The organism is Mycobacterium sp. NPDC050551 (assembly GCF_040674075.1).
Lineage (GTDB): Bacteria > Actinomycetota > Actinomycetes > Mycobacteriales > Mycobacteriaceae > Mycobacterium.
Genome location: NZ_JBFARC010000003.1, coordinates 67,231 through 79,433, shown reverse-complemented (window position 1 = coordinate 79,433; position 12,203 = coordinate 67,231). Strand labels below are relative to the sequence as shown.

General features: G+C 70.2%; 13 protein-coding genes. 10 read left to right on the top strand and 3 right to left on the bottom strand.

All coding sequences use genetic code 11. The annotated features are described in order from the left end of the window. The first annotated feature begins 1 nt into the window (after nt 1). Nucleotides 2-388, top strand: coding sequence for a hypothetical protein (locus AB0K11_RS12905; protein ID WP_364976978.1), 387 nt, complete (start codon nt 2-4; stop codon nt 386-388). On the opposite strand, the gene AB0K11_RS12900 is transcribed toward AB0K11_RS12905, so the two are convergent. After that, the gene (locus AB0K11_RS12900) at nt 385-1,248 is read right to left on the bottom strand and encodes an SDR family oxidoreductase (protein ID WP_364976976.1); all 864 of its coding nucleotides are present in this window, start codon (nt 1,246-1,248) and stop codon (nt 385-387) included. The two genes, AB0K11_RS12905 and AB0K11_RS12900, sit on opposite strands and share 4 nt — an antisense overlap. 160 nt (nt 1,249-1,408) lie before the next feature. Here AB0K11_RS12900 and AB0K11_RS12895 point away from each other — a divergent pair, with 160 nt between their 5' ends. Genes AB0K11_RS12895 through AB0K11_RS12875 form a run of 5 tightly spaced genes read left to right on the top strand, consistent with a single transcriptional unit; the run spans nt 1,409 to nt 5,807 of the window. Next, nucleotides 1,409-1,915: a GNAT family N-acetyltransferase gene (locus AB0K11_RS12895; RefSeq protein WP_364976974.1), complete on the top strand. Its 507-nt coding sequence runs from the start codon at nt 1,409-1,411 to the stop codon at nt 1,913-1,915. Beyond that, the gene (locus AB0K11_RS12890; RefSeq protein WP_364976972.1) at nt 1,912-3,018 is read left to right on the top strand and encodes an LLM class flavin-dependent oxidoreductase; all 1,107 of its coding nucleotides are present in this window, start codon (nt 1,912-1,914) and stop codon (nt 3,016-3,018) included. The genes AB0K11_RS12895 and AB0K11_RS12890 overlap by 4 nt, the downstream gene beginning before the upstream one ends. Next, the gene (locus tag AB0K11_RS12885) at nt 3,015-4,133 is read left to right on the top strand and encodes an LLM class flavin-dependent oxidoreductase (RefSeq protein ID WP_364976970.1); all 1,119 of its coding nucleotides are present in this window, start codon (nt 3,015-3,017) and stop codon (nt 4,131-4,133) included. Before AB0K11_RS12890 ends, AB0K11_RS12885 begins: the two co-directional genes overlap by 4 nt. Continuing rightward, a complete protein-coding gene (locus AB0K11_RS12880) occupies nt 4,130-5,476 on the top strand; it encodes an NtaA/DmoA family FMN-dependent monooxygenase (protein ID WP_364976968.1) in 1,347 nt (448 codons plus the stop codon). The genes AB0K11_RS12885 and AB0K11_RS12880 overlap by 4 nt, the downstream gene beginning before the upstream one ends. Nucleotides 5,477-5,513: 37 nt before the next feature. After that, nucleotides 5,514-5,807: a hypothetical protein gene (locus AB0K11_RS12875; RefSeq protein ID WP_364976966.1), complete on the top strand. Its 294-nt coding sequence runs from the start codon at nt 5,514-5,516 to the stop codon at nt 5,805-5,807. Between the two features lie 8 nt (nt 5,808-5,815). On the opposite strand, the gene AB0K11_RS12870 is transcribed toward AB0K11_RS12875, so the two are convergent. Continuing rightward, a complete protein-coding gene (locus AB0K11_RS12870; RefSeq protein ID WP_364976964.1) occupies nt 5,816-6,553 on the bottom strand; it encodes an MBL fold metallo-hydrolase in 738 nt (245 codons plus the stop codon). Nucleotides 6,554-6,609: 56 nt separating this feature from the next. Between AB0K11_RS12870 and fgd the strand changes: the two genes are divergently transcribed. Genes fgd through AB0K11_RS12850 form a run of 4 tightly spaced genes read left to right on the top strand, consistent with a single transcriptional unit; the run spans nt 6,610 to nt 11,880 of the window. Next, nucleotides 6,610-7,611 (top strand): glucose-6-phosphate dehydrogenase (coenzyme-F420), encoded by a 1,002-nt coding sequence (fgd, locus tag AB0K11_RS12865; RefSeq protein WP_364978397.1) that lies wholly within the window; start codon nt 6,610-6,612, stop codon nt 7,609-7,611. Between the two features lie 21 nt (nt 7,612-7,632). Beyond that, nucleotides 7,633-8,586: an endonuclease/exonuclease/phosphatase family protein gene (locus AB0K11_RS12860; protein ID WP_364976962.1), complete on the top strand. Its 954-nt coding sequence runs from the start codon at nt 7,633-7,635 to the stop codon at nt 8,584-8,586. 34 nt (nt 8,587-8,620) lie between these two features. Beyond that, a complete protein-coding gene (gene pta, locus AB0K11_RS12855; RefSeq protein ID WP_364978394.1) occupies nt 8,621-10,684 on the top strand; it encodes a phosphate acetyltransferase in 2,064 nt (687 codons plus the stop codon). Then, nucleotides 10,681-11,880 (top strand): acetate kinase, encoded by a 1,200-nt coding sequence (locus tag AB0K11_RS12850; protein ID WP_364976960.1) that lies wholly within the window; start codon nt 10,681-10,683, stop codon nt 11,878-11,880. The genes pta and AB0K11_RS12850 overlap by 4 nt, the downstream gene beginning before the upstream one ends. A gap of 29 nt (nt 11,881-11,909) precedes the next feature. Here the strand turns inward: AB0K11_RS12850 and AB0K11_RS12845 are convergent, their stop codons facing one another. Beyond that, nucleotides 11,910-12,143, bottom strand: a complete 234-nt coding sequence (locus AB0K11_RS12845) for a hypothetical protein (RefSeq protein WP_364976958.1) — start codon at nt 12,141-12,143, stop codon at nt 11,910-11,912. Between the last annotated feature and the right edge of the window lie 60 nt (nt 12,144-12,203).

The following is a 12,203-nucleotide window of genomic DNA, read 5'->3' as shown; positions in this document are numbered from 1 at the left end:
CGTGTCCCGGCGGTCGGAGGCGAAGAAGGCGCGCAGGCGCAAACGCCGGGCCGTCCGCGACGAACACCGGGTCGGCGGCGACCCGCTCAGCCTCGAGAGCGTCGACGAGGTGCTCACCGACCGGGGCTGGGAGTTCGACGTGGAGAACTCCACCGAGGACATCGCGACGTGGTTCTTCCCGCCGTCCGGAGTCGAGATCACCGGTGACACAGTCGAATCCGTGACGAGGATCTGGCTCGGCGCCGACGACGAGGACACCTGGCACGTGATCTTCGTTGGCGCGGACGCGGAATCGGTCGACTACGTGTTCACCGCCGAAACGCTGCTGGAGCACATCGAGGCGGTCGAAGAGTTCCGCCACGGCGATCCTGCGCCGGCGTTCGACTAATTCGTGCCCGGCCCCTCGACCACGCCCTGTGCGGCCTGCGCGCGCTGCTCGTAGCTCTGCCGCTTGGTGGTGTCGAACTCCAGGAACACGTTGTCCAAGCCGAGTTTCCGGTTCATCCACCGGCGTCCGCGGGGGCCCAGCAACTGGGCGGCCTGGGCGGTGAACCGCAGGAAAGGCGGCACCGCCACGTGGGTCTTCGGCTTGTCCAGCGTCTTGACGATCGCGGCCGCGATGTCTTCGGGCTCAACGGGTTTGGTGCCGATGGTCTCACGGGTGCCCGAGATGAGGTCCGTGTTGGTGAACGGCGGCATGACCACCGACACGTGCACGCCGTGCGGGGCCATCTCGTCGGCCAGCGCCGCCGAGAGGCCGACGACGCCGAACTTGGCGCCCACGTAGACGACCTGGCCGGGCACCGGGATCACACCCGACAGCGAGGCGATGTTGATGATGTGGCCGCGACGCCGCGAGATCATGTCCGGCAGCGCCAGCTGGCACCCGGCGATCACGCCGTAGAGGTTGACCTCGATCGAGGACCGGATCGACTGCTCCGACTGCTCGAGGAACGGCCCGATCGGCATCACGCCCGCGTTGTTGATCAGCACGTCGATGTGACCGCCGCCGTCCGTGCGCGCCTTGTCCAGAAACGTCGCGAACGACTCACGGTCGGTGACGTCGAGCGGGTAGCCCGACACCTGGCCGAGATTGGTCAGCTTGGCCACCGAGGATTCCTGCAGTGCCACGTCACGGTCGCCGATCACCACGCGGGCGCCGCGCTTGAGCAGCGCCTCGGCGGTGGCATAACCGATACCGCGGGCGGCGCCGGTGATCGCGATGGTCTTGCCCCGGATGTTGTCCATGGCGACGAACTTTACACGTGTCAAGTTTTGATCGGAAGTGGGTGGGCGTCCAAGGTGGGTACCGCCTGATTTCGCGCTCGTCTGCGGGGATTTTTGCTCACGGTGAGTAGATGTGCGGCGGTGGAATGCGCGCCGCCGCCGCGCGTTGGACAGTGAGGTGATGACCGTGCCGACAGTGCCGCCACTGCGTTTCGTGGCCGTGGGCCAGGACGATCCGCTGGCCGTGCCGCTGCTCGCGGAGCTCGCGACGGAGTACGCCGAACGCTATGGCGGCACGCCCGACGCAGTGGCCCGCTGGCTGCGGTCCTACCCGGCCGCGGAGTTCACACCGCCTGACGGCGCCATGCTGGTCGGGCTGGCTGACGGGGTCCCGGTGACCGGCGGAGCCTTCCGCCGCTTCGGTGTGGTGGACGGGATGCCCACCGCCGAACTCAAGCGGATCTGGACCGACAGCGGCCACCGCAGACGCGGTCACGCCCGGGCCCTGCTGGCGGCCCTCGAGTCCCAGATCACCGCCGCGGGCTATCGCCGGGTGTACCTCACCACCGGTGACCGGCAGCCCGAGGCGGAGGCGCTGTACCTCGCGGCCGGCTACACCCGGCTGGCCGAGCCGCTCCCCGCCGAGGGCGAGGTCTATCCCGTCGCGTTCGAGAAAGCACTGCCATGACCGATCATCTGCACCTCGGGGTCGCGCTGGACGGCTACGGCTGGAATCCGCAGGCCTGGCGGCACACGCCGGACCTGCCGTCGGTGCTCAGCGGCCGGTACTGGGCCGGACTGGCCGCCACCGCCGAGCGCGGTCTGCTCGACTTCCTCACCGTCGACGACTCCCTGATGCCCCAGCCGGGGCGAGGGCAGCGCATCGACCCGCACCGGCACGCCGGCCGCGCCGACGCCGTGCTGGTGGCCGCGCGCATCGCCGCGGCCACCCACCACATCGGCCTGATCCCCGTCGCGACGGTCACCCACACCGAGCCGTTCCACGTCTCCAAGGCCATCGCCACCCTCGACTTCGTCTCGCACGGCAGGGCCGGATGGCAGCCGCGGGTCAGCGTCACCGCGCACGAGGCGGCGCTGTTCGGCAGGCGGTCCTGGGCCGGCGCCGATGACCCCGGGTTCGTCGACGGACTGTTCGACGAGGCCGCCGATGCGGTGGAAGTGGTCCGCAGGCTGTGGGACTCGTGGGAGGACGACGCCGTCATCCGTGACGTCGCGTCCGGCCGCTTCGTCGACCGGGACAAGCTGCACTACATCGACTTCACCGGTCCGCACTTCTCGGTGAAGGGCCCGTCGATCACGCCGCGACCACCGCAGGGGCAACCCGTGGTCGCGGTGTTGGCCCATGCGCCGCGGGTCTATGAATTCGCGTCGCGCAGTGCCGATCTGGTGTTCGTCACACCCGCCGACGAGGCAGTGGTGCCCGCTCTGCTCGACGAGGTCACGGCCGCGGGCGGAACCGACCTCAAAGTGTACGCCGACCTCGTCGTATCGCTCACCGGCGAGACCGACTTCCGTTCCGACGCAGCCATTTTCGGCGGCAGCGCGGATGAGCTGACGGACCTGCTGCTGGCCTGGCACGACCTCGGGCTCGACGGCGTCCGGCTGCGCCCGGCGGTGCACGCCACCGACCTGCCCGGCATCGTCGACGAGGTGGTGCCCCGCCTGCAGCGGGCGGGCCGCTTCCGCACCGGCTATGCCGACGAGACGCTGCGCCGGCGGCTCGCGCTGCCGGTGGCCGACAACCGATACGCCGCGGTGCGGGCATCATGACCGTCCCACTGTCCGTGCTCGACCTGTCGCCGATCCCCGAGGGCGGCGACGCGGCGACCGCGCTGCGCAACACCGTCGACCTGGCCCGGCACGCCGAGCAGTGGGGCTTCCGGCGGTTCTGGGTCGCCGAGCACCACTTCGTGGCGGTGGCCAGCTCGTCGCCCGCCGTGCTGATCGGCCAGATCGCCGCGGCCACCGACCGGATCCGGGTCGGTTCGGCAGCCGTCCAGGTGGGCCAGACCACCGCGATCGCGGTGGCGGAGAGCTTCGGCACGCTCGACGCCTTCCACCCCGGCCGCATCGATCTCGGGCTGGGCCGCTCGGGTCAGCGCCGCCGCGATGCGGGCAAGCAGCCTGCGGCGGACAAGCCCGCCCCGCGCCGCGGCTGGCTCGACGTCGACGGGGTGGTGGTGCCCCCGCCGTTCGACACGCGAGCGCTGCTGACCAAGCCGCGCTTCACCGCCCGGATGGCGGCGTTGCAGCAACCGGGCGCGGAGTCCCCCGACTTCGCCGAGCAGGTCGACGACATCCTGGCGATGCTCGCGGGCAGCTACCGCGTCGGCGACGTCGAGGCCCACGCGATCCCCGGTGAGGGTGCGGGCTTGACGCCATGGGTGTTCGGCAGCAGCAAGGGCGAGAGTGCCCAGGTGGCAGGCGCGCGCGGACTGCCGTTCGTGGCCAGCTACCACATCACGCCCGCGACGGCGCTGGAGGCGGTCGACGCCTACCGCGACGCGTTCACCCCGTCAGCGTGGCTGGCCGAACCCTACGTGGTGGTGTCGGCGGACGTGCTGGTCGCCGACGACTCCGAGACCGCGCACCGGCTGGCGGCCGGCTACGGGCACTGGGTCTACTCGATCCGCGCAGGCGACGGCGCCGTGCCGTACCCCGATTCCGCGCGGTGCACACCGCTCACCGACGAGCAGCGCGCCGTGGTCGCCGACCGGATCGCCACGCAGTTCGTCGGCGACGCCGACGAGGTGGCCGACCGGCTGGCGGCGCTGCAGCGGGTCACCGCCGCCGACGAGCTGGTGATCACATCGGTCACCCACCGCCACGACGACCGGCTGCGCTCTCACGAGTTGCTCGCCAAGCGCTGGGGACTGAGCGGATGAACGTCCGTAACGGCAAGCACCGCAAGCCCATTCATCTGGCCGCGCACTTCCCGGGGGTCAACAACACCACGGTGTGGACCGATCCCGACTCGGGCAGCCAGATCGAGTTCGACTCGTTCGTGCACCTGGCCCGCACCGCCGAACGCGGGAAGTTCGACTTCTTCTTCCTGGCCGAGGGGCTGCGCCTGCGCGAACACCGCGGCCTCATCCACGACCTCGACGTGCTCGGCAGGCCGGACACCTTCACCGTGCTGGCGGCGCTCGCCGGTGTCACCGAACACCTCGGCCTGGTCGGCACCATCAACACCACCTTCAACGAACCCTTCGAGGTGGCACGGCAATTCGCGTCGCTCGATCACCTCTCCGACGGCCGGGCCGGCTGGAACATGGTGACGTCATCGGATGCGTTCACCGGCGAGAACTTCCGTCGCGGCGGCTATCTCGACCATGCCGACCGTTACCGCCGCGCCGCCGAGTTCATCTCGGTGGCCCGCGAATTCTGGCGGAGCTGGGCGCCCGGCGCGGTGATCGCCGACCGGGACACCGGCGTCTACGTCGACCCGGCAGCGATACGCGACGTCAGCTACCGCGGAACGCAGTTCGACGTGCGAGGTGTCGCGACGCTGCCCGCGGGCCCGCAGGGGGAGCCGCTGCTCCTGCAGGCCGGCGATTCCGCCGACGGCCGTGAATTCGGTGCGCAGCACGCCGACGCGCTGTTCACCCTGCACTCCGCACTGGAACCGGGGCAGCGCTACTACGCCGACGTCAAGGCACGGGCGGTCGCCGCGGGCCGGGACCCCGACCGGCTGAAGGTCTTCCCGGCCGCCACCTTCGTGCTGGGCGACACGGCCGCCGAAGCCGCCGAGCGGGCGCGCCACATCCGCCTGCAACAGGTCAGCGGGCCGACGGCGATCGCCATGCTCGAGCAGGTGTGGCAGCGCGACCTGTCGGATCACGACCCCGACGGCCCGCTGCCCGACGTGGAACCCGCTGACGACCCCACATTGACCCAGGGCCGGGTGCGGCATGCGGACCCGAAGGCGATGGCGGCCGCCTGGCGTGAGCGCGCCGAGGCCGAGAAGCTCTCCATCCGCGAACTGGTCATTGCCGTCACCAACCGGCAGCAGTTCGTCGGGACACCGGCCGAGGTGGCCGACGAGATCGATCTGCACGTGCAGTCCGACGCGTGCGACGGGTTCATCCTGGTGCCCCATCTGACGCCGCACGGGCTCGACGAGTTCGTCGACCGGGTGGTGCCGCTGCTGCAGGAGCGTGGGGCGTTCCGGACGGAGTACAGCGGACACACACTGCGCGAGCACCTGGGGCTGCCTGCCGGCGGATAGGCTGTACGGCACGCGAGACCCGTGGGGGTGGTCAAGGGTGTCTCAGGCGGCCGTGGGATGGCTGATGCTGGCGGCGGCGATGTTCCTGCTGGTCGGCGGTCTCCTGCTGCGGTCGTTCGTCGGCCGTCGGGCCGATCGCAGCGCGCTCGGCCGGATGCTGCGGCGGTTGCGGACCACCCGCTTCGGTCGGCTGTTCTTCGGCCCGGTGCACGGCGACGCGCTCGAGCCCGAGGAACTCGATCAGATGATCCTGATGCCGGTGATCGTCGTGGCATGCGGGATCTGCCTGACGGCGCTGTTCCTGCTCGGCTACGTACTGCTGGCGCCCTGAGCGCAGAGTCAACGGGACGGGCGGGCCTGCTCGACCAGGTCGCTGATCGGGCCGCGCCACACCGGGCCGTGGCCGGGCAGCAGCACCTCGGTGTCGAGCAGGCCCAGCGCGGCCAGGCTGCGCACACAGCCGTCCTGGTCGTGATTGAACACATCGGGCAGCAACTGGGGCCGGTCGTGGCGGAGCAGCGGGTGGCCGGTCACCAGCGCGTCGCCGCTGACGAGCACGCCGTCCACCACGAAGGAACAGTGACCGCCGGTGTGGCCCGGTGTAGGGACGGCCCGCGGCGCACCGGGTAGTCCCGCGGCGACGTCGTCTGTCAGGGCCTGGGCGGTCGGGATGCCGTCGTGCACCATGCCGCCTTTCCGGGTGATCGCCACCGTCCAGGCCAGCCACCGCGGCTGCCAGATGTGCCGCGCGACGTCGACCGGCGCGACCTGTTCGAGGTAGTCCCGCCTGGCGTGGCCCACCTCGTCGGCATGGCAGAACACCGGGATGCCAAGGTCTTTCGCCAGCCCGATGGCCGATCCGAAGTGGTCGACGTGGGCGTGGGTCAGCAGGAACGCCCGGATGTCGTCGTCGCCGAATCCGACGTCGCGCACCGACTGCAGCACCTCGTCGCGCTGCCCCGGGAAGCCGGCGTCGATCACCAGCACACCGCCCGAACCGGTCACCAGTGTCCAGTTCACCAGCTCGGTGTGGGCGAAGTGCACGTGCTCGGTGATCTGCGTCAGAGCCGCCGCCATGCCGCGAGTGTAGGCAAGAGAGTAGAAACGAACGCGTGGCTGAAACCAAACATGGACTGAAACTGGGCTACAAGGCGTCGGCGGAGCAGTTCGCGCCGCGCGAGCTCGTCGAACTGGCGGTGGCTGCCGAGGCGCACGGCATGGACAGCGCCACGGTCAGCGACCACTTCCAGCCGTGGCGGCACGAGGGCGGCCACGCGCCGTTCTCCCTGGCGTGGATGACCGCCGTCGGTGAGCGCACCAAGACACTGCAACTGGGTACCTCGGTGCTGACGCCGACGTTCCGCTACAACCCGGCGGTGATCGCGCAGGCGTTCGCGACGATGGCGTGCCTGTACCCGGACCGCATCTTCCTCGGTGTCGGCACCGGTGAGGCACTCAACGAGATCGCCACCGGCTACGAGGGCGAGTGGCCGGAGTTCAAGGAACGTTTCGCGCGGCTGCGCGAGTCGGTGAAGTTGATGCGCGAGCTGTGGCTCGGTGACCGCGTCGACTTCGACGGCGAGTACTACCGCACCAAGGGCGCCTCGATCTACGACGTGCCCGAGGGCGGGGTGCCCGTGTACATCGCCGCCGGCGGCCCGGTGGTGGCCAAGTACGCCGGCCGCGCGGGCGACGGCTTCATCTGCACCTCGGGCAAGGGCGAGGAGCTGTATAAGGACAAGCTCATCCCCGCGGTCAAGGAGGGGGCGGAGAAGGCCGAACGTGACTCCGACGACATCGACCGGATGATCGAGATCAAGATCTCCTACGACACCGATCCCGAACTCGCGCTGGAGAACACCCGCTTCTGGGCGCCGCTGTCGCTGACCGCGGAGCAGAAGCACAGCATCGACGACCCGATCGAGATGGAGAAGGCCGCCGACGAGCTGCCGATCGAGCAGGTCGCCAAGCGCTGGATCGTCGCCTCGGATCCCGACGAGGCCGTCGAGAAGGTCAAGGACTACGTGGACTGGGGGCTCAACCACCTGGTGTTCCACGCGCCAGGGCACGACCAGAGGCGCTTCCTGGAGCTGTTCCAGCGCGATCTCGAGCCACGCCTGCGCCGGCTGGGCTGATCCGCCGCGCCGCGGATGCGGATGCTCCTGACCGTCCTCGGCGTGCTGGCCCTGGGCACGGCGGCGCTCGGCCTGGCGGGCCGGTACGTGCCGATCGACGGGCACGCCGTGCTCATCGTCGCGTCGGCGGCGCCGTACCTGATGCTCGCCGCGCCCGTCGCCGTGGTGCTGCTGGGCATCGGCAGGCGTTGGGTGTTCGCAGGCCTGGCGGCACTGCTCTCGGTGGCGTTGCTGGTCGTCATGCTGCCCCGCTACCTCGGCCCCGAACGCGCCGCCGAACCGTCCACTCAGCTGCGCGTGCTGACGGCCAATCTGGGCATGGGACGGGCGGATCCGCGTGCCCTCGCGTCAGCGGCAGACGCGTCCGCCGATGTGCTGGTCGTCGAGGAGATGACGCAGGAGGCGGCGACCGGGCTGTCGCGGGCCGGTCTGGACCGCGCCTTCCCGCACCGCATGCTCGACCCGCATCCGATGGCGGGCGGCATCGGCGTGTGGAGCCGCCACCCGATCACCGACTCCGGCTTCGTCGAGGACTTCACGCTGTCGACGCTGCGGGTGCGCATCACGGTGCCAGGGGTGGTCACCGACCCGACCGTGGTGGCGATCCACCTGCCCGCGCCGTGGCCGATGCCGATCGAGGACTGGCGGCGTGATCTTGCCCGGCTGCCGACGACGCTGCGTGGTCTCGGCAGCCAGGCCGGGCCGGGCGCGGTCATCGTGGCGGGCGACCTGAACGCGACGATGGACATGGCGCCGTTCCGCCGCCTGCTCGACGAGGGCTACCGCACCGCGACCGAACAGGCCGGCGCCGGTCTGGGCCGCACGTTCCCCGGCCAGCGCCGCCTCCCGCCGGTGCTCGGCATCGACCATGTGCTGGTGCGCAACTGCATCGCCGCGTCGGCCCGCACCGTCGGCCTCCCGGGCTCGGACCACCTCGGCCTGCTGGTGGGTGTGGAGCTCCCGCTCGATCCGTAGGCTTTGACTCGTGCCCGAGGCCCGAGAACCCCGAGTGTCCGCCATCTACGTCGCATCCCCGGAAGGCGACACCGGGAAGTCGACCATCGCGCTCGGCATCCTGCACCGCCTGGCGGCGACCGTCGCCAAGGTGGGTGTGTTCCGGCCGATCGCCCGCATTTCAGACGAGTCGGAGCGCGACTACATCCTGGAACTGCTGCTGGCGCACACCACCGCAGGGCTGTCCTACGAGGACTGTGTCGGGGTGAGCTATCAGCAGCTGCACGAGGACCCCGATGCCGCGATCGGCGAGATCGTCGACCGCTACCACCGGGTGGCCGACCAGTGCGACGCGGTGCTCGTGGTCGGCAGCGACTACACCGACGTGGCCGCCCCCAGCGAGCTCAGTGTCAACGCGCGGATCGCGGCGAACCTCGGCGCCCCGGTGGTGCTCGCGGTCAAAGCCAGGGACCGCAGTCCCGCCCAGGTGGCACAGGTGGTCGAGGTCTGCCTCGACGAGATCGCCGGCCAGCACGCACTGACCGCCGCGGTGGTGGCCAACCGCTGCGACCCCGACCAGTTGACGGCGGTCGCCGATGCGCTGCGCAGCGTCGGACCGCCTGCGTACGTGCTGCCCGAGGAGCCGCTGCTGGTCGCGCCGTCGGTGGCCGAACTGCAGGTCGCCGTCGACGGCACGCTGATCCTCGGCGACGAGGCCCTGCTGCACCGCGAGGCGATGGACGTGCTCGTGGCGGGCATGACCGCCGAACACGTGCTCGAGCGGCTCACCGAAGGCGTCGCCGTGGTCACGCCGGGCGACCGCTCCGACGTGGTGCTCGCCGTGGTCAGCGCCCATGCCGCCGAGGGCTTCCCGTCGCTGTCGGGCATCATCCTCAACGGCGGGCTGGAGCTGCACCCGTCGATCTCCGACCTGGTGTCCGGGCTCGGGTTGCGGCTGCCGATCATCGCCACCCCGTACGGTACGTTCGAGACGGCCAGCCGGGTCGCCGCCACCCGCGGCCGGGTCACCGCCTCCTCGCAGCGCAAGATCGACACCGCGCTGACGCTGATGGACAGCCACGTCGACACCGCCGATCTGATTGCGCAGCTGTCGATCTCGGTGCCGACGGTGACGACGCCGCAGATGTTCACCTACCAGCTGCTCGACCAGGCACGTTCGGACCGCAGGCACATCGTGCTGCCAGAGGGCGACGACGATCGCATCCTCAAGGCCGCCGGGCGACTGCTGCAGCGCGGGGTCGCCGACCTGACGATCCTCGGCGAGGAGACCCAGGTGCGATCGCGCGCAGCGGAACTGGGTGTCGACCTGTCGGCGGCCACGGTGCTCGACCCGCAGACCAGCGACCTCTGTGACCGGTTCGCCGAGCAGTACGCCGAACTGCGCAAACACAAGGGCGTCACGGTCGAGCAGGCCCGCGAGACGATCCACGACGTCTCCTACTTCGGCACCATGCTGGTGCACAACGACATGGTCGACGGCATGGTGTCGGGTGCCCGGCACACCACCGCACACACCGTGCGTCCGTCGTTCGAGATCATCAAGACGCTGCCCGACGTGTCCACCGTGTCCAGCATCTTCCTGATGTGCCTCGCCGACCGGGTGCTCGCCTACGGCGACTGCGCGATCGTGCCGGACCCGACGTCCGAGCAGCTCGCCGACATCGCGATCTCCTCGGCGCGCACCGCCGCGCAGTTCGGGATCGACCCGCGGGTGGCCATGCTGTCCTACTCCACGGGCACGTCGGGCACCGGCGCCGATGTCGACAAGGTCCGCGCGGCAACCGAATTGGTGCGGCAACGCGAGCCGGACCTGCTGGTCGACGGTCCGATCCAGTACGACGCCGCCGTCGAACCGTCGGTGGCCGAGACGAAGATGCCCGACTCGCCGGTCGCCGGCCGGGCGACGGTGCTGATCTTCCCGGACCTCAACACCGGCAACAACACCTACAAGGCGGTGCAGCGCAGCGCAGGCGCGATCGCCATCGGCCCGGTGCTGCAGGGCCTGAAGAAACCGGTCAACGATCTGTCCAGGGGGGCGCTCGTGGAGGACATCGTCAACACCGTGGCCATCACGGCGATCCAGGCGCAGGGCAAGTGAGCGCCGAGCGCACCGTCCTGGTGCTGAACTCCGGCTCGTCCTCGGTGAAATTCCAGCTGATACAGCCTGATTCCGGAGCCTCACTGGCCGACGGCATCGTCGAGCGGATCGGTGAGGAGTCGTCGTCGGCGAGCCTGACCGTCGGCGAGCGCGAGGTCAGCCGCGAGGATCCGGTGGCCGACCACGACGCCGCGCTGCGCACCGCGTTCGAGCTGTTCGACGAGGCCGGTGCGCAACTCGGGTCGATGGGGCTGATCGCGGTCGGGCACCGCGTGGTGCACGGCGGCCCTGACCTCTACCGGCCCACCCTCATCGACGACGGACTGGTCGCCGAGCTCGAGGAGCTGGCACCGCTTGCGCCGCTGCACAACCCGCCCGCGGTGCTCGGCATCAACGTCGCCCGCAAGGCGTTGCCCGACCTGCCGCACGTCGCGGTGTTCGACACCGCGTTCTTCCACGACCTGCCGCCTGCGGCGGCGACCTATGCGATAGACCGGGAGATCGCCGAGCAGTGGCACATCCGGCGCTACGGCTTCCACGGCACGTCACATCAGTACGTGAGTGAGCAGGCGGCCGCCTACCTCGGAACGCCGCTCGCTTCGCTCAACCAGATCGTGCTCCACCTGGGCAACGGCGCATCGGCGTCGGCGATCGTCGGCGGGCGCCCGGTGGACACGTCCATGGGATTGACGCCGATGGAAGGGCTGGTGATGGGCACCCGGTCCGGGGACATCGATCCAGGCGTCGTCATGTACCTGTGGCGGACCGCAGGCATGAGCGTCGAGGACATCGAGACCATGCTCAACAAGCGCGCCGGCGTGCGCGGTCTCGGTGGCGAGGTGGACTTCCGGGTGCTGCACGAGCGCATCGAATCCGGCGACGAGCAGGCGCAATTGGCCTACGACGTCTACATCCACCGCTTGCGCAAGTACATCGGCGCCTACCTGGCACTGCTGGGCACCACCGACGTCATCAGCTTCACCGCCGGTGTCGGCGAGAACGATGCCGCCGTCCGGCGCGACGCCCTCTCCGGGCTGGCGCCGCTGGGGGTGGAACTCGACGAGCATCTCAACGCGAGCCCGGCAAAGGCCGCGCGCCGCATCTCCGCCGACACGTCGCCCACCACGGTGCTCGTCGTGCCGACCAACGAGGAGTTGGCGATCGCGCGGGCGTGCGTCCAGGTCGTCGACGGATAGCGGCGGTGCTGCGCCGAGACGTCAGGCCTTCAGAGCCGGTGCATCTCGCGCGACATGGCCGCTTGCTCCATGAAGCTCTCCCGTCGCGCCGGCCGCTGCTGCTTCGGCTGTGCAGTCAGGCCGGACAGGTAGTGCGCGAGCGCACCGGCGATGGCCGCGAACGGCTTCCGGTGAGGCCGCGAGCGCGTCACTGGTGTGGTGCCGGCATGGAATCCGGCAAGGGAACCGATCGGTGGGCGTGCGCCCAGGTCTGCCGTTGTCATGATGCAACGCTATGAACCGCGGGGTGCCGCACGCATCGCCCCGCAGTTCGATCTTGTAAT

Coding starts and splice junctions, on each gene's coding strand:
- AB0K11_RS12885 (WP_364976970.1), top strand. CDS start 3,015: ATGACCGTCCCACTGTCCGTGCTCGACCTGTCGCCGATCCCCGAGGGC.
- AB0K11_RS12895 (WP_364976974.1), top strand. CDS start 1,409: ATGACCGTGCCGACAGTGCCGCCACTGCGTTTCGTGGCCGTGGGCCAG.
- AB0K11_RS12860 (WP_364976962.1), top strand. CDS start 7,633: ATGCTCCTGACCGTCCTCGGCGTGCTGGCCCTGGGCACGGCGGCGCTC.
- AB0K11_RS12880 (WP_364976968.1), top strand. CDS start 4,130: ATGAACGTCCGTAACGGCAAGCACCGCAAGCCCATTCATCTGGCCGCG.
- AB0K11_RS12900 (WP_364976976.1), bottom strand. CDS start 1,248: ATGGACAACATCCGGGGCAAGACCATCGCGATCACCGGCGCCGCCCGC.
- AB0K11_RS12845 (WP_364976958.1), bottom strand. CDS start 12,143: ATGACAACGGCAGACCTGGGCGCACGCCCACCGATCGGTTCCCTTGCC.
- AB0K11_RS12870 (WP_364976964.1), bottom strand. CDS start 6,553: ATGGCGGCGGCTCTGACGCAGATCACCGAGCACGTGCACTTCGCCCAC.
- AB0K11_RS12890 (WP_364976972.1), top strand. CDS start 1,912: ATGACCGATCATCTGCACCTCGGGGTCGCGCTGGACGGCTACGGCTGG.